Source organism: Janthinobacterium sp., from assembly GCF_009923995.1.
In the GTDB taxonomy this organism is placed as follows: Bacteria; Pseudomonadota; Gammaproteobacteria; order Burkholderiales; family Burkholderiaceae_D; genus Janthinobacterium.
On record NZ_RFSK01000019.1, the window covers coordinates 43,432 to 64,130 of the forward strand.

The following is a 20,699-nucleotide window of genomic DNA, read 5'->3' on the forward strand; positions in this document are numbered from 1 at the left end:
GTCCGACACCAATCTTGCTGGCATAAACCAACAAGTCGCCGTTCCTGATCGGCTAGTCAACAAATCGGGATGGCAATATAAAGCAAAGCGTGCCAAAATCAGCGACGAAAACGGCCCTTGTCGTTCGCCTGTCATGAAATGCTGGCAAACTGCCGCTGGCCGCATGCCAGGCATGCAACCGATCCACCCAACACGCCGGTAACGCGCGCGCAGCGCGACTGGCATAGAGCGGTAAAAAGTTATCAACATGGCAAATATAGCCGGCCGGTAGTCCTGGCCGCCGCCGGCAAGCCAAGGTCGCAAGCAGTACATCCGGACAGCAATGCCCAGCGGAACCTGTACAGTTGCTCGGCATCGCCGCATCAACTGATCAATTTGAAAACTCTGTCGTATCGAAGGTAAGCGAAGTCATGACCAAAACTAATAAATCGACCCCGGCCGCCAACCAAGACATCCCTCTCATCAGCGAAGAGCAAATTCGCGCCATGAGCGACGATGACTACATGAATCCGGCACAACTGGCATTCTTCAAGGCACGTTTGCAACAGCTGGAAAAAGAGCTGCTGAAAAACGCCGGCGAAACCACGGAACACTTGCGTGAAACCGTGCTGGTACCGGACCCTGCCGACCGCGCCACCATCGAGGAAGAGCATGCGCTGGAACTGCGCACGCGCGACCGCGAGCGCAAATTGCTGAAGAAAGTACAACAATCGATCGCCAGCATCGACGCCGGCGACTATGGCTGGTGCGAAGAAACGGGCGAGCCCATCGGCATCCCGCGCCTGATCGCCCGTCCGACGGCCACCCTGTCGCTGGAAGCCCAGCAACGGCGCGAGCTGAAGCAGAAACTCTACGGCGACTGATCGCCCGCCCCCGCGCAAGCCGCCCCGGCGGCCGCGCGACGGCGCATGAAAAAGCACGCACTCTACGGATGCGTGCTTTTTTTTCGCCCCGCGCCAGCTACACTGAAGCAGGCACGGCAGCGGCAAGCGGCGCTTGCAATTGCCTTTTCCATCCCCACTTTTGAGCCATGGGCGCGCAACCGCATGACGCTGCACGCATAGGCATGAAACTTTTGAGGTCAATATGGAACAATTTCACGGCACCACCATCCTCTGCGTCCGGCGCGGCAAGCAAGTGGCCCTGGGCGGCGATGGGCAAGTTACCTTGGGCAACATCGTCATGAAGGGCACGGCCCGCAAAGTGCGCAAGTTGTACCAGGGCAAGGTCCTCGTGGGCTTCGCCGGCGGCACGGCCGATGCCTTCACCCTGCTCGACCGCTTCGAAGGCAAGCTGGAAAAACACCAGGGCAACCTGCTGCGCGCCTCCGTCGAACTGGCCAAGGACTGGCGCACGGACCGCGTGCTGCGCCGCCTGGAAGCCATGCTGCTGGTGGCCGACAGCGAATCGACCCTGGTCATCACGGGCAACGGCGACGTGCTGGAACCGGAAGACGGCATCGGCGCCATCGGCTCGGGCGGTACCTACGCCCAGTCCGCCGCCAAGGCGCTGCAGGAAAATACGGACTTGTCGCCGGCCGACGTGGTCAGGAAATCGCTGACCATCGCCGCGGAACTCTGTATCTACACCAATATGTCCCACATCATCGAGACCCTGGACTAAGCGTCCCCGAGAAAACGCCCATGGCTGCGTTGCCTGGCCTGGGCGTAAAAAAAGGTACTGCCTGCGGCCAAGGGCCTTGCCCTGAACGTTTTTCGGGCACTCTACGCAAATGAAGGATAGAAAGCCATTATGATCATGAACATGACCCCGTCGGAAATCGTCACCGAACTCGACAAGCACGTGGTGGGCCAGGCCAAGGCCAAGCGCGCCGTCGCCATCGCCCTGCGCAACCGCTGGCGCCGCCAGCAGGTGGCCGAGCCCCTGCGCCATGAAATCACGCCCAAGAACATCCTGATGATCGGCCCCACGGGCGTCGGCAAGACGGAAATCGCGCGCCGGCTGGCCAAGCTGGCCGAGGCGCCCTTCATCAAGATCGAAGCGACCAAGTTCACGGAAGTGGGCTACGTGGGGCGCGACGTCGATACCATCATCCGCGACCTGATCGACATCGGCATCAAGCAGACGCGCGCGCTGGAAATGAAGAAAGTGCGCGCCCGCGCCGAAGACGCGGCGGAAGACCGCATCATCGACATCCTCGTACCGCCGGCGCGCGACTTCGGCTTCACGCCGAATACGGCGGCGGCCGTGGACACGGGCGGCGACAGCACGCGCCAGACCTTCCGCAAGCGCCTGCGCCAGGGCGAGCTCGATGACAAGGAAATCGAGATCGAGCTGGCCGAGGCAGGCCCGCAGATGGAAATCATGGCGCCGCCGGGCATGGAAGAAATGACGGAGCAGATCAAGTCCATGTTCTCCGGCGTGGGCGGGCAGCGCAAGAAGGCGCGCAAGGTCAAGATCCGCGAAGCGTTGAAGTTGCTGGTCGAGGAAGAAGCGGCCAAGCTGGTCAACGAGGACGAGCTGAAACAGAAGGCCATCCAGAACGTCGAGCAGAACGGCATCGTCTTCCTCGATGAAATCGACAAGATCGCCTCGCGCTCGGAGTCCGGCGGCGCCGACGTCTCGCGCGCCGGCGTGCAGCGCGACCTGCTGCCGCTGGTCGAGGGCACGACCGTCAACACCAAGTACGGCATGATACGCACGGACCACATCCTGTTCATCGCCTCGGGCGCCTTCCACCTGTCGAAGCCGTCGGACCTGATTCCCGAGCTGCAGGGGCGCTTCCCCATCCGCGTGGAACTGGAATCGCTGTCGATTGCGGACTTCGAGCGCATCCTGACGAGCACCGACGCCTGCCTGACGATGCAGTACGAAGCCTTGCTGGCGACGGAGAATTTGAAGCTGCAGTTTGCGCCGGAAGGCATCACGCGCCTGGCGGAAATCGCCTATTCGGTCAACGAGCGCACGGAAAACATCGGCGCGCGCCGCCTGCACACGGTGATGGAAAAACTGCTGGAAGAAGTGTCGTTTACGGCCAGCGAAGGCAGCAGCACGACGGAAAATGTGCTGGTGATCGATGCCGCCTACGTCAACGAGCGCCTGGAAGCGTTGTCGGTCAACGAAGACCTGTCGCGCTACGTGCTGTAATCAGGGAGGGGACCGATGGCAAACAAGGCATTGGCGACGCGGCAGAAGATGCAGTTCCGCGTCGAACCCTCGCAAAAACCGCGCAACCCCGTGGCCAGCGCTGCCCTGCAGCGCAGCGCCGGGGCGCACGTAAAAACCGTCTCCGGCCAGCGCCAGCACGAAAAACGCCTGCTGGCGAAACTGCTGCTGAAGGCAGACGTCAAAGACTGATCTGCAAATGTCCATGGCAAGGCGCATGGACGAAGACAGCATGAGCATGGCGACGCCGTGCTACGCCGCCAGGGACATGTCAGGCCGCCCGCGGACACCCCGCTCCCGGGGCGTCCGCCATCAGGCCATCCTTGCCAGCCGCCCGCCGTCAGAAACGGTAGGACGCGCCCAGCGAAAACATGTCGACCTTGGTCGTTTGCTTGTCGTTGTACTTGACGGGCACGCGGTCCCAGTCGAGGTGCAGCGACCAGTTCTGGTTCAGCGCATACGCCGTGCCGATGCCATAGATCAGGCCAGCCTTGTTCTTCTTGTCCGAACCGCCGCCCAGATAATCGACCTTGCCCTGCGTGTAGGCCACGCCCGCACGCCCGCTCAGCGTAAACGCGTCGAACTGGTAGCCGAGCACGCCCTGCACGCCGGCGCCCGTGAACTTGCCGCGCCCTGCCGCCTTGCCGGCGCCCGTGTCAAAACCGGATTTGACCTCGCCGCCCGTGTACCCCACCAGTTCAATCGCAGGCAGGGCCACGCCGCCCTGAAACGGCAGCGCGTTGAAACTGTAGCCCACGTAGGCCTTGCCATTGCGCTTGCTGCTTTTGTCGCAATCGGCTTGTCCTGGCACGCAGTCAAGGCCGGTATTGGCGCGAAAGCCGTAGCTGGCGCCCGCGTAGACGGGACCCGGCGCAGGATCGGCTGCGGCAGCCGAGGCATGCAGGGGAGCGATGGCGGCCAGCGCCAGTAATGCTGCGGGAAAACGGAAAGTTGGGAACATGGATAACCTCTACAAGTGGGTGGATTGCCTGGTTGTAGCGCACTGCGTGAACCACGCTTCGGCGCCACCAACGGGAGTGTCATCGCTTTTGCGCCAAAGTACTATCACCTTGTGCAAAGTGTCATTACGGGCTACATTCGGTACCGGCATCCGCTACCAAACTTGTAAAAAGGATATATCGTGAGTTCGCCTGAACTGGTCTTACGCGTGCTGCGCACCCAATTGCGCGCCGCCGGCATCACTTATAAGGTTCTGGCCGAGCGCATCGGCATGAGCGAGTCGAGCGTCAAGCGCATGTTCGGCCAGCACGACATGTCGCTGTCGCGCCTGGCCCTGATCTGCAAGGCCTCCGGCATCGCCATGGAAGACGTGCTGCGCGGCGCGGCCGACATCACGCCGCACGCCGACACGCTCACCCTGGTGCAGGAAAAGTCGCTGGTGGCGCATCCGCGCCTGCTGCTCGTGGCGATCTGCTGCCTGGGCCACTGGAGCCTGGAACAGGTGGTGGAAACGTATGCGCTGACGCAGGCCGAGTGCATCGGCTGCCTGGCCGAGCTGGACCGCCTGGGCTTGATCGAGCTCAAGCCGCTGAACCGCTACAGCCTGCGCGTCTCGAACGCCTTCCACTGGCTGGCCGACGGACCCGTGCAGCAGTACTTCCGCGAATACGTGGTGGCCGATTATTTCAGCGGGCATTTCGACGGCGCCGGCGAAACCCTGATGTGCATCCCCGCCCGCCTGTCGCTGTCGAGCGCGCAGGAGCTGGTGCAGAAGATCCGCCAGCTGGCCGAGGAACTGGCGCGCCTGCACCAGAACGACCGGCGCCTGGCGCCGCAGGAGCGCGACGGCTTCACCCTGCTGCTGGGCTTCCGTTCATGGGAATTTGCCGCCTTCACGGCCCTGCGGCGCAACCCGGCCAGCGCCCTGCCCGCCACGCCGGGCGCCAGTTACCAGACGGGGCCCAGGAACAGATAGAAGGTGCTCTCGCCGCCCTTCGAGGCGCCCGAAGCCATGTACACGGGACCGAAGCGGGTATCGACGGAGATGAAGGCGCTGCTGGCCTGCGTGAACTTGCTGGCCTTCCAGCGCTCGCTCTGGTCGAAGCCGCCGCCCATTTCCAGCGAAAAGCCGGCCCGCACGGCGCCGCCCAGGGTACTCGGCAGGGAGCCGATGCGGCGCGCCATCACCACGCGCGCCAGGGCGATGCTGCGCCCGCTCACGGATTCAAATTCCGTGCCGGACAGGCGCAGGAAGCCGCCCAGGCTGAGCGGCGCTTCGCCCCGCTGGGCACGCGCCCACTCGCCATACACGTGGCCGGCCCAGTTGCCGTAGCCGAAAGCCTTCAGCGCCGTGACCGAGGAGCGGCCCAGCGCCGCTTCGCCCGAACCCGTGGTCGAGGCGCGCGTCCAGGTGGCGTCAAACAGCACGCCGCGCGTGGGAAAGCCGGGCGAATCGAGCGTATCGGCGCGGAACTGCACGAACTGCGTCGTGCCCAGCGCGCGCGACTCCGGCAGCGTGGGGTCGGCCGGAATCGCCAGCTTGCCCTTGACCTCGCTGCGCGTGACGCCGAACTGCAGGTCGCCCCAGTTGCCGAACTCGCGTCCCAGGATCAGCGCCCCCGCCTGGCCGTTGTACGCCAGGCGCGCGCTGCGCCGGCCCTGGTCGAACAGGTCCATCGCCGACGAGGTATACTGCAGCTGCGGCGCGATATACCACGGGTTGCCGGCGCCCAGCGGCTGCCAGTACTGCACGCCGAAGCCGCGCGCGTTGCCGATCTGCGCCGTGCTGCGCAGCTCGCCGCCCCAGCTGTTCAGGTTCGAGCGCACATGCAGCAGTTTCAGGGCGAAGCTGTTGCTGTCCCTGAAATCGCTGGACAGCTCCAGGCCCACGCGCAGGCGGTTGCTGGCCCATGGCGCCTCGACGGCCTTGATGTTGACCGTGCGCTGGTCGCCCGCGTCGACCACTTCCGTCTCCACGCGCGCCACGTCGCCGCGGCCATACAGCCTGGCGGCCGCCTTGAGCACGTCTTCCTGGCTGACCGCCTGCCCTTCCACCAGGCCCGATTGGGCCTGCAGGATGCGCGGGTTGATGTCGCCCTCGCTTTCCACGGCCAGGCGCGTGAGTGGCAAGGCCACGTCCAGCAGGGCCGGCGCGGCCAGGCGCAGCTGCTCGCGCGCCGCATACTGCTCCGGCGGCAGGGCCAGCGGCGCCAGGCGGGCGGCCAGCGCCTGCGCCGCCTGCTCGCCGGCGCGCATGGCGCGCGCGTAGTTCTCGAAATCGAGGAAGCTCACGCCCGTCAGGTCCGGCGCCACCAGGATATCCTGCGGCCGCAATTCCTTCAGCGAGCGCTGCACGTTCTGCTCCGTGAGGATCTGCAGCATCTGCTGCGCCACGCCGATGGCGCTGCCCAGGTCCTTTTCCGGCGCCAGCGGCGTGCCCACGTTGACGGCGATGACGATGTCGGCGCCCATCGCGCGCGCCATGTCGACGGGCAGGTTGCGCACCAGGCCGCCATCGACCACCAGGCGGTTATTCACGCGCACGGGAGAAAACACGCCCGGCACGGCCAGCGAGGCGCGCATCGACAGGAACAGCGGCGTGTCGACCAGTTCCACCAGTTCGCCGCTGACCAGGTCCGACGCCACGGAACGGAAAGGCAAGGGCAGCTGGCTGGCCGGACGGTCGCGCATGCCGGCGGGCAGAAGACGGTTCAAGGCCATCTCCAGCGCCGCATTGCTGGCCGCGGCCGGCGGCGTGGAAATGCCGTTGCGGCTGAGGCCAAATTCGATGCGCGAAGGCAGCAGCAAGTCTTCCTCGCGGCGGCGGAAGGCCAGTTCGTCGCGCGGCGGACGGTCGGCCACCACGCGCGCCCAGTTGGTTTCGCGCGCCATCTTTTCCAGGTCGGCGACGGAGGCGCCGGCCGCATAGGCGCCGCCCACCACGCCGCCCATGCTGGTGCCGACCACCATGTCGACCGGCACATGCAGCTCCTGCAGCACTTTCAGGACGCCGATATGCGCCAGGCCGCGCGCGCCGCCGCCCGACAGCACCAGGGCGATGCGCGGGCGCGCGGGCGCGGGCGCTGCCTGCGCGGAGACGGGGACAGGCGCGGCGGCGGGAACATCGGCGGCGGCGCCAGCTTGCGGCAGGGCGCACAGCGCCGCCACGCAGCCTGCTGCCAGGACGGCACGGATCGAAAACATGAAGACTCCTGTGGTGACAGCGGCATGGCGCCGTCAGCATGATGGTAACGGGGTGTCGCTGAAAATCAGGTCAATTCGACGGCGGTGGCGGCACGGCCGTCACCTGCGGCGGTGCCGGCATCTGCACGGCCGGGCGCTGCGCTTCCGTCGGCAAGGGCGGCGGCACCAGGTTCGCCGCCGGCGCGGGCGTCGGGGCGGCGGCGACCTGCGCCGGCAGGGCCAGCGCCTTGTCGTCGGCCACCAGGTCGATGCGCTTGCTCACGCCGCCGTCGCGCAGCAGCACGTGGCGCGCATGCACTTCCTGCACCGTCACGCCGGGCACCACCTCGGCGCCTTCCGGCACGGCCACGGAAGGCTTGCCGTCCGTCGAGATGATGGCCACGCTGCGGCGTCCGTTCTCCGCCGCCACCACGCCCTTGAGCTGGTAGTTGCTGGCCGTGGCCACGCTGACCTGGCCGCCGAACAGCGAGGCGCCCGCCTCCACGCTGGCATCCTGCACCACCGGCACGGCCGGCGGATTGATGGGGCGTTGCGGTGCCTTGAACAGCTGCATGGCCCAGTAGGCCAGCGATACGGACAACGCCACGACGGCGAGCAAACTTGTAAATTGGGGCAAACGCTTCATGGCTTCCTTGATATTTCTCTTAACGCACCAATTGATTAATCTCGATAATCGGCATCAATACGGCCAGCACGATCAGCAGCACCACCACGCCCATGGCCAGGATCAGGGCCGGCTCCAGCAGGCCGGCGATGGTGAGCGTGCGGCGCTCCAGGTCCTGCTCCTGCGCGCTGGCGGCGCGCTCGAGCATGGCCGGCAGCTCGCCCGTGATTTCGCCGGCGCGTATCATGTGGATCAGCATGGGCGGGAAATGCTTTTGCGCCGACAGCGCGCGCGCCAGGCTCACGCCCTCGCGCACGGCGCCGCTGGCGTCCGCCACCAGCTCCTGCATCGCCACGTTCGTCAAGGTATCGCGGCTAGTGTCGAGCGCGCGCAGGATCGGCACGCCGGAACCCGTGGTGATGGCCAGGGTACTGGCAAAGCGCGCCGTGTTCAGGCTGCGCTCGAATTTGCCGTACAGGGGCGCCGTCAGCAGCCAGGTATGCCAGCGCCGCTTCAGGGCCGGCTGCTGCAAGGCGCGGCGCCAGGCGAACCAGGCGCCGGCCAGGATCACGGCCACGATGATGCCGTAATGGCGCACGAAGTCCGACAGCGCCAGCATGATCACCGTCAGCATGGGCAGCTTCTGCTTGGTGTTGGCGAACACGGAAACGATCTGCGGCACCACGTAGGTGAGCAGGAACATCACGATGGAAAACGCCACCACCGTGACGATGGCCGGATAGGTGAACGCCAGCTTGACCTTCTGCACCAGCGCATTGCGCCGCTCGATATAGTCGGCCAGGCGCGAGAGCACGCGCGACAGATGGCCGATCTGCTCGCCCGACGCCACGAGGGCGCGGTAAATCTCCGCGAAATCGCGCGGATGGCGCGCCAGCACGTCGGAAAACGCGGCGCCGCCGATCACTTCGGAGCGGATCGACGCGATCAGGTCGCGCAGGTAGGGCCGCTCGGCCTGTTCCAGCAGCGCGGAAAAAGCCTGCTCCAGCGGCAGTCCCGCTTCCAGCAGGCTGGCCAGCTGGCGCGTGAACAGGGCCAGTTCGGTGCTCGACAGGCGCTCGCCGAAGCCGCGCCGGCGGGTCACGCCGGCGGCGTCGACCTGCGCGGCGATCTGCTCGACGGCCAGCGGCACCAGGCCTTGCACGCGCAGCTCGGCGCGCGCGGAACGGGGACTGTCGGCATTGAGCACGCCCTTGCGGGTGGCGCCCAGGGCGTCGACGGCTTCATAACGGAATGCGGGCATGGTGGCGGGCCTAGTCTTTGGTCACGCGCAGCAATTCTGCCTGCGTGGTGGTGCCGTCGCGCAGCCAGCGTTCGCCGTCCTCGCGCATGCCCGTCATGCCGTCCTGCAGGGCGACGGCGCGCACGTCCGCTTCCGAGGCCCGGTTGTGGATCTGCGCGCGGATCTGCTCCGTCGTGCGCAGCAGCTCGTAGACGCCGACCCGGCCCTGGTAGCCCGTCTGGCCGCAATGCTCGCAGCCGACCGCCTGCCAGTACTGCCCGTCGAAGGTCTTGCAGGAGCCGCACAGCTTGCGCACCAGGCGCTGCGCCAGCACGCCCAGCAGGGACGACGACAGCAGGAAGGGCTCAATGCCCATGTCCAGCAGGCGCGTGACGGCCGCCGACGCGTCGTTCGTGTGCAGGGTCGCCAGCACCAGGTGGCCCGTCAGGGAAGCCTGCACGGCGATCTGCGCCGTTTCCAAGTCGCGGATCTCGCCGATCATGATCACATCGGGATCTTGCCGCAGAATGGCCCGCAGCGCCTTGGCAAATGTCATGTCGATGCGCGGATTGACCTGCGTCTGGCCCACGCCCGCCAGGTCGTACTCGATCGGGTCTTCCACCGTCAGGATGTTGGTGGTGGTGGCGTTGAGCATCGACAGCGCCGCGTACAGGGTGGTCGTCTTGCCCGAGCCGGTGGGGCCCGTGACGAGCACGATGCCGTGCGGTTGCGTGATCAGGCCATCGAACTGCGCCAGCATGGGCGCGCTCATGCCCAGGTGCTGCAGGTCAAGGCGGCCCGCTTCCTTGTCCAGCAAGCGCAGCACGGCCCGTTCGCCATGGCCCGTGGGCAGGGTCGAGACGCGCACGTCGACGGGCTTGCCGCCCACGCGCAGGGTGATGCGGCCGTCCTGCGGCAGGCGTTTTTCCGCGATGTCGAGCTGCGCCATGATCTTGATGCGCGAGATCAGCGAGCCGTGGATGGCCTTGCGCGGGCGCACGACGTCGCGCAGGCTGCCGTCGATGCGGAAGCGCACGACGGAGGTCTGCTCGAACGGCTCGATGTGGATGTCGGACGCGCCTTCGCGCAGCGCCTGCGTCAGCAAGGCGTTGATCATGCGGATGACGGGCGCGTCGTCGGACGATTCGAGCAAGTCCTCGATGGCCGGCACGTCCTGCAGCAGCTTGGTCAGATCGAGGTCGGCGTCGAATTCATCGGCCATCTGCGACGCATCCCCGCCGCCGCCCGCGTAGGCGCCGGCGATGGCCGCATCGAGGTCGGGACGCGGCAGCACCGTCAGCTGGATGCGGCCGAAACGGCGCGACACCTCGGCGATAGCCGCCGGCGCCGTCGATGACGCCACCAGCACCTCGACGGGGGCGCCGTCGACGGCGCCCGGCCGGGCCAGCAGGCCGAAATCGCGCGCGTAGGCGTAGGGAAGCAAATTACTCATGGCTGCCCCGTCACTTCTGCTGCTGCGGCAGTTGCTGCTGCTGGTACTGCTGCAGCAGCGGCTGCGGCGGCGTGGCCGCATTGGCCGGCGCGCCTGGCGGCGGCGTCGGCGCCGGCGGCACGGGGCGCGTCACCATGTTGCCGCCCACGGGCTGGCCATCCTGCAGGGCCGGCAGCACGGGCGTGCCCAGGTCCTTCAGCATCAAATTGCCCGTGGCCGGCACGGCGGCCGTCTCGGCCGAACGCATGTAGTCGTAGCGGTCGGCCGCCAGGCTGCCGCTCTGTTCCTTGTTGCGCACGATGACGGGGCGCAGGAAGATCATCAGGTTGGTCTTCGTGCGCTCGCGCGTCTGGTACTTGAACAGGTTGCCAATCAGGGGAATGTCGCCCAGGCCGCGCACCTTTTCCGCGTTGTCGCCCGTGGTGTCCTCGATCAAGCCGCCCAGCACGATGATCTGGCCATCGTCGGCCAGCACATTGTTCTCGATCACGCGGTTGTTGATGGTGATGCCGCTGACGGCCGACGCCGTGGATTTGTCCACGCTCGACGTCTCGTGATAGATGCCCAGCTTGATGGTGCCGCCTTCGGAAATCTGCGGGCGCACCTTCAGGGTCAGGCCCACTTCCTTGCGGTCGATGGTCTGGAACGGATTCGTGTTGGTGCCGGCCGTGCTGGTGTACTGGCCCGTCAGGATAGGCACGTTCTGGCCCACCTTGATGGTCGCCAGTTCGTTGTCCAGGGTGATCAGGTTCGGCGTCGACAGGATGTTGGCGTTGCCGTCCGATTCCAGTGCATGCGCCACGGCGCCCAGGCCCAGCGCGCCGTTGATCTGCTTGAAGATGCCGACCGTCAGGCCGCCCGTCGGCAAGGTCTTGCCGCCGCCCGTGGCGATGGCGCCGATATTGTTGTTGGTGCCCGCGGCGAACGACTGCAGCGCGCCCACGCGGTAGTTGCTGGTGCTGTCGCCCGACAGGCCCAGCCACTGCACGCCGAATTCGGACGCCTTGGACGACGTCACTTCGACGATCAGCGCCTCGATGTAGACCTGGGCGCGGCGCACGTCGAGCTGGTCGATCACGGCGCGCAGGTTGCGGTAGACGGCCTCGTTGCACGTCAGGATCAGGGTATTCGTCGAGGCATCGGCCTGGATGAAGCCGGCCGCGCCGCCCGAGGACAGCTGCTGCGGGCCGTTGCTCAGTGAAGCGCCGCCCGAGGTGCCGCTTTGCGTATTGCCGCCCAGGCCAGTGCTGTTCATGCCGCTGTTGTTCTGGCTGATCTGGTTGTTCGTGGCGAGGTTGCTCGTGCCCTGCTGCGCCGAGGCGGCCGTGCCGTCCGACGTGACGACCGAGCGCAGGGTCTGCGCCAGCTTGGTGGCGTCCGCATTTTTGAGGTACACGACGTGCACGTTGCCCAGCTGCGTGGTGGGCTGGTCCAGCTTGGAGATCAGCGACTTGGCCAGGTTGGCGCGCGCAGCCGACGGCGCGCGCAGCACCAGCGAATTGGTACGCGGATCGGCCAGCACGGAGACCTTGCCCGTGTCGCCCGCCGCGCCGGCGCCACCGCCGCCGCCTTCCATCAGCTTGTTCACCATCGACGCCAGGTCGGAGGCGATGGCATAGCGCACGGGGATCACGTCCAGGTCCGTCGAGGCGGGCACGTCGAGCGCGGCGATGATCTTCGCCAGGCGCTTGAGGTTATCCGCGTAGTCGGTGATCACCAGCGAGTTGTTGCCCGGGTTGGCGTTGATCGTGTTATTCGGCGAAATCAGGGGCCGCAGCACGGCCAGCAGGTTGGCCGACGATTCGTAGTTCAGGTAAAACACCTGGGTGGCGATCTGGTCGCCCTTCACCTGGCTGCTGCCGTTGCCCACCTGGGTCGGCACGGACTGCAGCTTGGCGTCCGCTTCCGGCACCACTTTCGCATAGCCGTCGCCGGACACCACCGCATAGCCCTGCAGGCGCAAGGCCGAAGCCAGCAGCCCGAAGGCCTGCGTCTTGCTGATGGATTTTTCCGACACCAGGGTGATCGTGCCCTTGACGCGGGGATCGATGACGAAGTTGATGTTGGTGTAATGGCCCACCGCCTTGATCACCGACTCGATGTCGGCGCCGACGAAGTTGAGTGCCGCCTCGTCGCCGGGCGCGGACCAGGCGGGTGCCGGCATGCCGGCCACGGAACAGCACAGCAGGGCGGCGGCCGACAGGCGGCGCAGCGAGAAGGAGAAGGTATTTGGGCTCACGGATGGTTTTTTCATTGTCTAAACTCTAAGGCGATGATGTTTTTTTCGCTATTGCTACGGCGCTGTCCCAGCAAATTCAACAAACTCGCCAAGGTCTCTTCATATCCTGCTGCGGCCTGGGCCTGGCCGGAAAACTGCATGCGCCCCTGATTCAGGCTGCCGCTGCCGTCCAGCAGCAGCGGTCCCTTGATGGAGCGCAAGGTCAATGTCGCCTGCTGCCCCTGCCAATCGAAATCGAGTTCATAACTGCCCAGCGGACGCAGGGACGACAGGCGCGACGCCATGTCCGTCATCTGCAGGGTGGTGCGGCCGATGGCGGAAAACTGCCGCTGCTCCAGGGCCAGCTCCAGGGTGCTCCACGACAGGCGCATGCTGCCCGTCGGCGCCACGGTATTCAAGGGCGCGCCCAGGCAGCAGCAGGGCCGCCGGACTGACCTGCCAGTGCGACCAGGAACCGCGCAGGTTGACGGGCTGCGACAGCGCCTGCGGATTCTGCAGTTCCACGTCCGCCGATCCCCACAGCACCGAGGGCGAGATGCGCCAGCTGAAGCGCCCCGGCAGCAAGGGCGTCACGGCGCCATTCGCGCTGGCCGCCCCGCCGACAAAGGCCGAGCCGCGCCACAGGGTACCCTGCGCGTCGCCCAAGGTCAAACGCCCGCCCGTCTGCTTTTCCACGATGCCCGCCACCCAGCCGGCCGGGAAAAACACCAGCAGGGTGATGCAGACGCTGGCAACGATGGCCAGCAGCCATCCGAGCACGCGCATCATCGCGTCGCGCCCGGGCTCTGGTGCAGGCTGAAGGTGGCATTCACCTGGCCCGCCTTGTCCTGCGCCGTGATGGTGGCTTCCTGCACGGCGATGCGCCCTTCGCGGCGCAAGCCGTCGAGCCACAGCATGACGCTGGCAAACGGCACGCCGTTCAGCTGCACGCGCGCATATTCACCCGTCAGCGACAGCGATTGCGGCGTCAAGCCACGCGCCTTGAGCGACGCGTCCAGGCTGGCGCGGCTCATGGGGGCCACCTGCACGGGCGCCTGGCGCGCCAGCTCGCCCGCTTCGCGCGCCAGCGCCTGCAATTGGGCCGCGTTCTGGCGCAGCTCGGGCAAGCTCTTCTGCAATTCGATGCGCCCCGTCCAGGCCGGCTCGAAAAACACGGCGTAGACGAGGGCCAGGCCCGCCACCACGCCGCCGAGGGCCAGCAGCTTGCGCTCCTGCTGCGTGCGTTCGGCCCAGAACGTTTGCAGGTTCTGCTCCTGCCCCACCAGCGCGGCGCGGATCTTGTTGACGGCTGTACTCATGCTTTTACTCCCGTGGCCAGGCTGATCTTCCACACGCCCGGCGCCGTTTCATTCAGGGCCAGCTTGCGCGCGGCCAGGCCGTCGCGCACCTGCGCCTGGGCGCTGGCGTCGACCATGTCCGGCTTGAGCTTGACGATCAGGCTGCGGTCGCGGTACTCCAGCGACGCCACCACGCCGCGCCCGGCCAGGCCGCCCAGGGCCTCGCCCAGGGCCGCGCTCATGCTCGTGAAATCATCCATGCTGGCCTGGCCGCCCTGCAGCTTGGCCGCTGCGATATTGCGCCGCATCTGCTCCGCTTCCTGGCCAAACACGGGCGCTTCGTTCGGATACGCGGCCTTGAAGGTCTGCTGCATCGACGTGCGCACGGTGGCTGCCTCGCGCTTCAGCCGCATCCATTCGATATTCATGCCGGCCAGGTTGACGACCACCGTCAGCAGGGCCAGGCGGATGGGCCAGCGCCAGCGGCGCCAGTCGGCGGCCGATCCCGTGGCCGTGCCCAGCGCGGCAGCCAGGTCCAGCGCAGCGCCCCTGGCGCCGGCGATCCAGTGCGCCCAGTGATCGGGCTCCACCGTCACGCCTTCCATGCCGGCGGCCAGCTCTTGATACTGCGCAAGCTCGGCTGGCGCCACGTAGACGGTCAGGGGCACGTCGCCGGCAAAGGCGCGCGTCGCCAGCAGCGCCTGCTGCGGCTGGGCCGGCAGCACCAGGCCCAGGCCCTCCTGCGGCGCCTGGCGCAAGGCCAGTTCCAGGCCGTCGCCAGCCGCCTGCAAGGCGGCCGTCACGCTGCCCGGCTGCAGGGGCAGGCACAGCTGCGACGGCAGCAGCGCCAACTTGCGCGCGCCCTGCGCCAGCAAGGCCTTGACCAGCACCTCGGCCCAGGCGCGCTGCGCCACGGCCACCGTGCGCATGCCCTGCGCATCGGGCGCGCCAGCGGCCAGCAGGCAATCCTGGGCGTCGCCCAGGATGTGTTCTTCCACCAGGCCCGGCAACGCCGCGCGCAGGCGGGCGCCGGCCAGCGGCGGGGTTTTCAGGCGCAGCAGGGTCACGTCGGCCGCCGCCAGCAGCAGTACCACCTGCTTCGCGCCGGCGATCAGCTGGCCCAGGCTGCCCAGCGGGGCGCTGCCCTGCTGCAGCAAGGCGCCGCCGTCGCCAGCCAGCACGAAGGAGCAGGCAGGCGCGCTGTCGGTGGATGCCTTGGCCGGGTGACGGATATACAAAGTTGTCAAAGTGACTCGCTTTCAGGGGTTAATTTTCCCGCAGCCAGACCAGGCTGGTGGTGCGCTGCGGATCCGTTTTACGATTGACGAGCGCCACGGCATCAAGGGCGGCGCGGTCCAGGCGCACGCGGATGACGGTGAGGAAGTAGCGGCTCTTCACGTCCAGCTCGACACCTCCGATCACTTGCTTCGCATCAATATTATTCTTGAAGTTTGCCAAATCAACAAACTTTTTACGCGGATTGCTCAAAGTCAGGGCGCTGGCCTCGGACAGCGACATCATCGTCACGGCCGCCAGCACTTCGGCCGGCGCCGTATTCACGTTCACGGGCGTCAATTCCGGCAGCACGATGACGAAGTCGCGCAGTTTTTCGATCATCTGCGGCGTATAGCCGGGCACGGCCAGCAAATCCTCGACTTGCGTAAACGCCACCGGCTCGCTGCCGCCGCCCGTTGCGGCGGCGGCGGCGGGCGTCTTGCCATCGGTGCCGCTGTCGGGGGCGCGCGGTTTCGGCCGCGCGCGCAGCACGGCATCGGCCGTCGCCTGCGCCAGGCCGCTATCGAGCTGCAAGTTGGACAGCAGGCGCTGATAGGCCTGCACATTGCCCGCATTGACACCGCCCGTGGCATTGATCAGGTTGGCAATATTGAAGCGCGCCTGCGCGTCGAGCGCGCGGCCCGACACGGTGGCATCGAATTTTTCCGTGTCGACCTTTTCGCGGTCCACGTAATCGTCGAGCCGGGCTTCCTCGATGGGCGTGGCCCACACGCCGTCGAGGGCCGTCAGCGAGGGATTGTCCTGCCGCAGCCAGAAGCGGGCGAAATCGACCATGCCGCGCATGGCCCACTGCGTCTGCAGGCGCAGGCGCTGGTTTTCCATCGAGCGCACCTGCACCTGCTGCTGCCAGAACAGGCTGGCGACGACGGTGATGGCCAGCGCCGTCAGCAGCAAGGCCGTGATGACGGCCACGCCGCGCTGGCGCGAGGGACGCAGATGACGCTTCATCCCGGCCCCAGTAAAAAGACCTTGGAAAGGCCCGCGTCCTGGCCCGGCATCTGCAGGGTCACTTCCAGGCCCGGCACCTGCGTGGAGATGGTGGCGCCCGCCGTCAGCACGTTCCAGGCGCCATTGCTCCAGCCCCGCATGACCATGCTGTCGACGCCGCGCATCAGGGCCACGTCGGCGCTGGAGGTATCCGTATCGTCGCGCGCCGCCTGCCACAGGGTGTCGAGCACGGCCAGGTCGCGCGTGCCGTTCGACTCGCGCCGCGTCAGCACGCCGCCGCGCAGGCGGTAAGTGACCACTTGCAACTGTTGCGGCTCCTGTTCCGAGGCGGCCAGGCGCACCAGGGTCAGGCGGTCGTTCTCGGCCGTCAGGTTGGTGCGGCCATTGAGCAGACTGTTGTTCTGCCCGGCGCCGGCCAGGTGGTCGCAGTCGCTTTGCATCTGGGCAAAGGCCAGCTGCATGCCGCGCGCCTGTTCCAGCTGGCTCGTCAGCACTTCGCGCGAGCGCACGATACTGTCCAGGCCGCGCCAGCCCAGCACGGCGACCATGGCCAGGATGCCGATCGCCACGAGCAGCTCGATCAGCGTGAAACCGGCGGAGAGCGGGCGGCGCGCCATCAGTCGTTAAAGGAAAGCAAGACCAGGCGCACGATGCGCCGGGCCGGATACTGCGCGTCATACACGTTCACGCGCACTTGCCGGATGCGGGGATTCGGCGTGGCCACCACTTCTTCCTCGCATATGAGTTTCAGGTCGCCCTGCGGGCAGTCGACCGTGCGCTTGCCCGTCTGCGGGAAGGTTTTCGCCAGGCGCAGGCGCACGAGGTGGTTTTCCGCCGACCAGGTGGCCATCATGGCGCTGCGCAAGCCGTCGCTGTTCTGCGTCAGGCTGCCGACGGCGCGCAGGGACGCGCCCAGGGCCGTGCCGACGATGACGAGGGCGACGAGCACTTCCAGCAAGGTAAAACCGCGCTGGCGGCGGGAACGTGAGGGCGGCATCATTGCTCGACCGTGAAGTGGCCGATGCCGTCGGCGCGGATGGCCACGCTGCGCTCGCCGCTGGCCAGGGTCAGGACGAAGGGCTTGTCGACCGGTTCGCGGCCGAAGATGATGCGCAGGGGCTGAGCCACGCTGTTCGAGGGCTGCACGCTGAGCAGCATGGGCGTGTTGGCAAACGCCCGCTCGCGCAGCAGATCGTCCTGCGTCACGGGCTGCCACAGCTTTTCATTGAGCACCAGGAAGCGGTATTGATTTTCATCCGCCTCGAACGCCACCTGGCGGCTGCGCACGATGGCTTCATCGCGCGCCAGCTGCAGCAGCAGGGCGATGCGCTCGGCTTCCTTCTGCAGCGCCTGCTGCCCGTTCGGCATGGCGTTCAGCGACACGAGGCCCAGGGTGACGCCGATAATGACCATCACCACCAGCAGTTCGATCAGCGTAAAGCCGCTGGCACGTCGCCGGGGCACTGCACGGCCGGTGGTCATGGCAGGCATGCAATGGAAAACTTACAGTTCCCACGAGCCGATATCGGCATCGTCGCCGCTACCGCCGGGCTGGCCATCTGCACCCAGCGAAATGATGTCGACTTCGCCTTTGATGCCCGGCGACAGGTATTGGTACGGGTTGCCCCATGGATCTTTCGGCATCTTTTCCAGGTAGCCGCCCGCCTTCCAGCCGTTCGCGGCCGGTCCCGTCGTCGGTTTTTCGATCAGCGCATGCAAGCCCTGCTCGGTGGTCGGATAGCGCTGGTTGTCCAGGCGGTACAGTTTCAGGGCCTGCATCACGGTGGCGATGTCGACTTTCGCGGCGGCCACTTTGGACTCGCCCGTGCGGGCGATCAGCTTGGGCACCACCAGCGAGGCGAGGATGCCCATGATCACCACCACGACCATGATTTCGATCAAGGTGAAGCCACGCGCGCGGCGCTGGCGTGTCGGATGGTTTGCTGCGTTTTGCATAAGAAAGAGAGAAGAAGGTGAGTAATGAAGGCAGAGTATAAAGCGGAAATATGACAAAGCCTGTCATATGGGGAAAAAATTCTGCGCCGGGTTTTCAGAGCGACAAGACCACTTCGCCGCAGACGGCGCAGCCGGGGTCGCGCGCCACGCGCATGCTGCTCCATTCCATGTGCAGGCCGTCGAGCAGCAGCAGGCGTCCGGCCAGCGATTCCCCCACGCCCATCACCAGTTTCAGCGCCTCGGCCGCCTGCATGGCGCCCACCACGCCCACCAGCGGGGCGAACACGCCCATGGTCGAGCACGCCTCATCCGTGAACTGCTGGTCCTCTGGGAACAGGCAGCAATAGCAGGGCTGGGTGCCCGTGCGGGGGTCGAACACGCTCACCTGCCCATCGAAGCGGATCACGGCGCCCGACACCAGCGGCACCCCGGCCGCCACGCAGGCGCGGTTGACGGCATGGCGCGTGGCGAAGTTGTCCGTGCAGTCGAGCACCACCGTGCTGGAGCAGACCAGTTCGGCCAGGCGCGCGCCGTCGAGGCGCTCCTGCAAGGCCACGATGTCGATCTCGGGGTTGATGCCGGTCAAGGTTTCGCGCGCCGACGCCACTTTCGGCTGGCCCACGCGCTGTGTGGTGTGGGCGATCTGGCGCTGCAGATTGGTCAGATCGACCGTGTCGTCATCGACCAGGGTCAGCTTGCCCACGCCGCCGGCGGCCAGGTACATGGCGGCCGGCGAACCGAGGCCGCCCGCGCCGATCACCAGCACATGCGCGTCCAGCAGGGCTTGCTGGCCTTCGATGCCGATCTCATCTAACAGGATATGGCGCGAGTAGCGCAGCAGTTGGGCGTCGTTCACGGCGGTGACTACGGTTTTTGCACAGGAATCTTTTTATCGTCCGCCTTGATGTCGGAAGCAATTTCCGGCTTGGCGCCGATCTTCTCAACCTTGGCATCGGCCTTGGCCAGCTGCACCGGCAAGCCCTGGAAGTGATTCAGCGCCTGCTGCAGCTGGAAATCGTCCTTGGCGCCGTATTCGAGGGGCTTGCGCTTCTTCGCCGTGGCGATCAGGCGCTGCTCTTCCTCCAGATGATCCTGCATGCCTTCCATGGTCGGCTTGGCCGCTTCCGGCTTGCCGTCGTCGCTGCTCAAGTGTTTTTCCAGGTCCGCCTCGCGCACGCGCAGGCTGTTCCAGCCGTCGCCCTCGGCCGTCTCATCGACCAGCAGGTCGGGCACGATGCCGCGCGCCTGGATCGCCCGGCCTTTCGGCGTGTAGTAGCGGGCCGTCGTCAGCTTGACGGCCGTGTCGGCCGTGATCTGGCGCAAGGTCTGCACGGAACCCTTGCCGAAGGTCTGCGTGCCGATGACGGTGGCGCGCTGGTAATCCTGCAGGGCGCCGGCGACGATTTCCGAGGCGGAAGCGGAACCGGCATTGACCAGCACCACCAGCGGCACGGTTTTCAGCGCGGCCGGCAGCTTGGCCAGCGGGTCGGCCTTGGTGCCCGGCGCGGCATAGAATTCACGGCGGCCATAGAACACCTGTTTCGATTCCGGCAACTGGCCCTTGGTCGAGACGATGATGGAGTTTCCCGGCAGAAATGCTGTCGCCACGCCGATGGCGCCTGGCACGACGCCGCCGGGATCGTTGCGCAAGTCCAGCACCAGGCCCTTGAGCTTGGGGTCTTGCGCATACAGGGCATTGATCTTTTTGACCATGTCGTCGACGGTCGGTTCCTGGAACTGGGCGATGCGCAGCCAGGCATAGCCGGGTGCGACCATCTTGGCCTTCACGCTCTGCACGCGGATTTCCTCGCGCACGATGGGGAAGACGAGCGGTTTGCTCTCGCCCTTGCGCGACATGGTCAGCACCAGCTTGCTGCCGGGCTGGCCGCGCATCTTCTTGATGACCTCTTCCAGCTGCAAGCCTTTCAGCGGAATATTGTCCAGGCGGGTGATCAGGTCGCCCGCCTGGATGCCGGCCTTGGCGGCCGGGCTGTCCTCGATGGGCGAGACGACCTTTACGTAGCCGTCTTCCATGCTCACTTCGATGCCGATGCCGACGAACTTGCCCTGCACGCTTTCGCGCATTTCCTTGAAGGCATTTTTATCCAGGTACACGGAATGCGGGTCCAGCGAGGACACCATGCCGGAAATGGCTTCCGTCAGGAGTTTCTTGTCGTCCACTTTCTCGACGTAATCGGACTTGATCAGGCCGAACACGTCGGACAGCTGGCGCAGCTCGTCGAGCGGCAGCGGGGCATTCGTGATTTTCTGCGCCACGGCGGGGAATTGCAGCGACATGCCGATGCCGGCCAGCACGCCCAGACCGATGAGGCCGATACTTTTGACTTTGATGCCCATATGTTCTTCGCAATCTACAATTCGATGCCGCAGCAATG

At 66.2% G+C, this 20,699-nt stretch carries 20 protein-coding genes and 1 pseudogene; 5 read left to right on the forward strand and 16 right to left on the reverse strand.

Translation table 11 applies throughout. The annotated features are described in order from the left end of the window. Window positions 1-410: 410 nt before the first annotated feature. From dksA to EBS11_RS11995, 4 genes are all read left to right on the forward strand, one after another. Entirely contained in the window at window positions 411-863 is a 453-nt protein-coding gene (gene dksA / locus EBS11_RS11980; protein ID WP_131374491.1) for an RNA polymerase-binding protein DksA, read from the forward strand. Window positions 864-1,086: 223 nt separating this feature from the next. Continuing rightward, entirely contained in the window at window positions 1,087-1,623 is a 537-nt protein-coding gene (gene hslV / locus EBS11_RS11985) for an ATP-dependent protease subunit HslV (protein WP_034783551.1), read from the forward strand. A 135-nt stretch (window positions 1,624-1,758) separates the two neighbouring features. Continuing rightward, the gene (gene hslU / locus EBS11_RS11990; RefSeq protein ID WP_290603198.1) at window positions 1,759-3,108 is read left to right on the forward strand and encodes an ATP-dependent protease ATPase subunit HslU; all 1,350 of its coding nucleotides are present in this window, start codon (window positions 1,759-1,761) and stop codon (window positions 3,106-3,108) included. Between the two features lie 15 nt (window positions 3,109-3,123). Continuing rightward, window positions 3,124-3,318, forward strand: coding sequence for a hypothetical protein (locus EBS11_RS11995; protein ID WP_290603199.1), 195 nt, complete (start codon window positions 3,124-3,126; stop codon window positions 3,316-3,318). 148 nt (window positions 3,319-3,466) lie between these two features. On the opposite strand, the gene EBS11_RS12000 is transcribed toward EBS11_RS11995, so the two are convergent. Beyond that, window positions 3,467-4,087 (reverse strand): outer membrane beta-barrel protein, encoded by a 621-nt coding sequence (locus tag EBS11_RS12000; RefSeq protein ID WP_290603200.1) that lies wholly within the window; start codon window positions 4,085-4,087, stop codon window positions 3,467-3,469. Window positions 4,088-4,267: 180 nt separating this feature from the next. Between EBS11_RS12000 and EBS11_RS12005 the strand changes: the two genes are divergently transcribed. Continuing rightward, window positions 4,268-5,062: a helix-turn-helix transcriptional regulator gene (locus EBS11_RS12005; RefSeq protein WP_290603201.1), complete on the forward strand. Its 795-nt coding sequence runs from the start codon at window positions 4,268-4,270 to the stop codon at window positions 5,060-5,062. Here the strand turns inward: EBS11_RS12005 and EBS11_RS12010 are convergent. The 15 genes and pseudogenes from EBS11_RS12010 to EBS11_RS12080 form a co-directional block, all read right to left on the reverse strand. Then, complete coding sequence (locus EBS11_RS12010) at window positions 5,035-7,290, reverse strand: patatin-like phospholipase family protein (RefSeq protein ID WP_290603202.1); 2,256 nt, start codon at window positions 7,288-7,290, stop codon at window positions 5,035-5,037. The two genes, EBS11_RS12005 and EBS11_RS12010, sit on opposite strands and share 28 nt — an antisense overlap. Window positions 7,291-7,360: 70 nt before the next feature. After that, entirely contained in the window at window positions 7,361-7,915 is a 555-nt protein-coding gene (locus EBS11_RS12015) for a type II secretion system protein N (RefSeq protein WP_290603203.1), read from the reverse strand. 19 nt (window positions 7,916-7,934) lie between these two features. Then, window positions 7,935-9,155: a type II secretion system inner membrane protein GspF gene (gene gspF, locus EBS11_RS12020; protein WP_290603204.1), complete on the reverse strand. Its 1,221-nt coding sequence runs from the start codon at window positions 9,153-9,155 to the stop codon at window positions 7,935-7,937. Between the two features lie 10 nt (window positions 9,156-9,165). Beyond that, the gene (gene gspE / locus EBS11_RS12025; RefSeq protein WP_290603205.1) at window positions 9,166-10,587 is read right to left on the reverse strand and encodes a type II secretion system ATPase GspE; all 1,422 of its coding nucleotides are present in this window, start codon (window positions 10,585-10,587) and stop codon (window positions 9,166-9,168) included. 10 nt (window positions 10,588-10,597) lie between these two features. Further along, on the reverse strand, window positions 10,598-12,841 hold the full coding sequence (gene gspD, locus EBS11_RS12030) for a type II secretion system secretin GspD (RefSeq protein ID WP_290603206.1): 2,244 nt from the start codon (window positions 12,839-12,841) through the stop codon (window positions 10,598-10,600). Further along, window positions 12,838-13,594: pseudogene (locus tag EBS11_RS12035) on the reverse strand (type II secretion system protein N). Before EBS11_RS12035 ends, gspD begins: the two are co-directional and overlap by 4 nt. Then, a complete protein-coding gene (locus EBS11_RS12040; protein ID WP_290603207.1) occupies window positions 13,591-14,124 on the reverse strand; it encodes a type II secretion system protein M in 534 nt (177 codons plus the stop codon). The pseudogene EBS11_RS12035 and the gene EBS11_RS12040 overlap by 4 nt, the downstream one beginning before the upstream one ends. Further along, the gene (gspL, locus tag EBS11_RS12045; protein ID WP_290603208.1) at window positions 14,121-15,350 is read right to left on the reverse strand and encodes a type II secretion system protein GspL; all 1,230 of its coding nucleotides are present in this window, start codon (window positions 15,348-15,350) and stop codon (window positions 14,121-14,123) included. Before gspL ends, EBS11_RS12040 begins: the two co-directional genes overlap by 4 nt. A gap of 19 nt (window positions 15,351-15,369) precedes the next feature. After that, window positions 15,370-16,347, reverse strand: coding sequence for a type II secretion system minor pseudopilin GspK (gspK, locus tag EBS11_RS12050; RefSeq protein ID WP_290603209.1), 978 nt, complete (start codon window positions 16,345-16,347; stop codon window positions 15,370-15,372). Continuing rightward, a complete protein-coding gene (locus EBS11_RS12055) occupies window positions 16,344-16,964 on the reverse strand; it encodes a prepilin-type N-terminal cleavage/methylation domain-containing protein (RefSeq protein WP_290603210.1) in 621 nt (206 codons plus the stop codon). The genes gspK and EBS11_RS12055 overlap by 4 nt, the downstream gene beginning before the upstream one ends. After that, window positions 16,964-17,344: a type II secretion system minor pseudopilin GspI gene (gene gspI, locus EBS11_RS12060; protein ID WP_290603245.1), complete on the reverse strand. Its 381-nt coding sequence runs from the start codon at window positions 17,342-17,344 to the stop codon at window positions 16,964-16,966. The genes EBS11_RS12055 and gspI overlap by 1 nt, the downstream gene beginning before the upstream one ends. Next, window positions 17,344-17,838, reverse strand: a complete 495-nt coding sequence (locus tag EBS11_RS12065) for a GspH/FimT family pseudopilin (protein WP_290603211.1) — start codon at window positions 17,836-17,838, stop codon at window positions 17,344-17,346. The genes gspI and EBS11_RS12065 overlap by 1 nt, the downstream gene beginning before the upstream one ends. 12 nt (window positions 17,839-17,850) lie before the next feature. Beyond that, window positions 17,851-18,303, reverse strand: a complete 453-nt coding sequence (gene gspG / locus EBS11_RS12070; protein ID WP_290603212.1) for a type II secretion system major pseudopilin GspG — start codon at window positions 18,301-18,303, stop codon at window positions 17,851-17,853. 94 nt (window positions 18,304-18,397) lie between these two features. After that, window positions 18,398-19,159 carry a molybdopterin-synthase adenylyltransferase MoeB gene (moeB, locus tag EBS11_RS12075; protein WP_290603213.1) on the reverse strand — a complete coding sequence of 254 codons (762 nt, stop codon included), beginning with the start codon at window positions 19,157-19,159 and terminating at the stop codon, window positions 18,398-18,400. An 8-nt stretch (window positions 19,160-19,167) separates the two neighbouring features. Next, window positions 19,168-20,661: a S41 family peptidase gene (locus EBS11_RS12080; RefSeq protein ID WP_290603214.1), complete on the reverse strand. Its 1,494-nt coding sequence runs from the start codon at window positions 20,659-20,661 to the stop codon at window positions 19,168-19,170. Window positions 20,662-20,699: the final 38 nt, after the last annotated feature.

What these genes read in the sequence shown, in the direction of transcription:
- dksA (WP_131374491.1), top strand. Translation starts at nt 411, where the DNA reads ATGACCAAAACTAATAAATCGACCCCGGCCGCCAACCAAGACATCCCT.
- hslV (WP_034783551.1), top strand. Translation starts at nt 1,087, where the DNA reads ATGGAACAATTTCACGGCACCACCATCCTCTGCGTCCGGCGCGGCAAG.
- hslU (WP_290603198.1), top strand. Translation starts at nt 1,759, where the DNA reads ATGAACATGACCCCGTCGGAAATCGTCACCGAACTCGACAAGCACGTG.
- EBS11_RS11995 (WP_290603199.1), top strand. Translation starts at nt 3,124, where the DNA reads ATGGCAAACAAGGCATTGGCGACGCGGCAGAAGATGCAGTTCCGCGTC.
- EBS11_RS12000 (WP_290603200.1), bottom strand. Translation starts at nt 4,087, where the DNA reads ATGTTCCCAACTTTCCGTTTTCCCGCAGCATTACTGGCGCTGGCCGCC.
- EBS11_RS12010 (WP_290603202.1), bottom strand. Translation starts at nt 7,290, where the DNA reads ATGTTTTCGATCCGTGCCGTCCTGGCAGCAGGCTGCGTGGCGGCGCTG.
- EBS11_RS12015 (WP_290603203.1), bottom strand. Translation starts at nt 7,915, where the DNA reads ATGAAGCGTTTGCCCCAATTTACAAGTTTGCTCGCCGTCGTGGCGTTG.
- gspF (WP_290603204.1), bottom strand. Translation starts at nt 9,155, where the DNA reads ATGCCCGCATTCCGTTATGAAGCCGTCGACGCCCTGGGCGCCACCCGC.
- gspE (WP_290603205.1), bottom strand. Translation starts at nt 10,587, where the DNA reads ATGAGTAATTTGCTTCCCTACGCCTACGCGCGCGATTTCGGCCTGCTG.
- gspD (WP_290603206.1), bottom strand. Translation starts at nt 12,841, where the DNA reads ATGAAAAAACCATCCGTGAGCCCAAATACCTTCTCCTTCTCGCTGCGC.
- EBS11_RS12040 (WP_290603207.1), bottom strand. Translation starts at nt 14,124, where the DNA reads ATGAGTACAGCCGTCAACAAGATCCGCGCCGCGCTGGTGGGGCAGGAG.
- gspK (WP_290603209.1), bottom strand. Translation starts at nt 16,347, where the DNA reads ATGAAGCGTCATCTGCGTCCCTCGCGCCAGCGCGGCGTGGCCGTCATC.
- EBS11_RS12055 (WP_290603210.1), bottom strand. Translation starts at nt 16,964, where the DNA reads ATGGCGCGCCGCCCGCTCTCCGCCGGTTTCACGCTGATCGAGCTGCTC.
- gspI (WP_290603245.1), bottom strand. Translation starts at nt 17,344, where the DNA reads ATGCCGCCCTCACGTTCCCGCCGCCAGCGCGGTTTTACCTTGCTGGAA.
- EBS11_RS12065 (WP_290603211.1), bottom strand. Translation starts at nt 17,838, where the DNA reads ATGCCTGCCATGACCACCGGCCGTGCAGTGCCCCGGCGACGTGCCAGC.
- gspG (WP_290603212.1), bottom strand. Translation starts at nt 18,303, where the DNA reads ATGCAAAACGCAGCAAACCATCCGACACGCCAGCGCCGCGCGCGTGGC.
- EBS11_RS12080 (WP_290603214.1), bottom strand. Translation starts at nt 20,661, where the DNA reads ATGGGCATCAAAGTCAAAAGTATCGGCCTCATCGGTCTGGGCGTGCTG.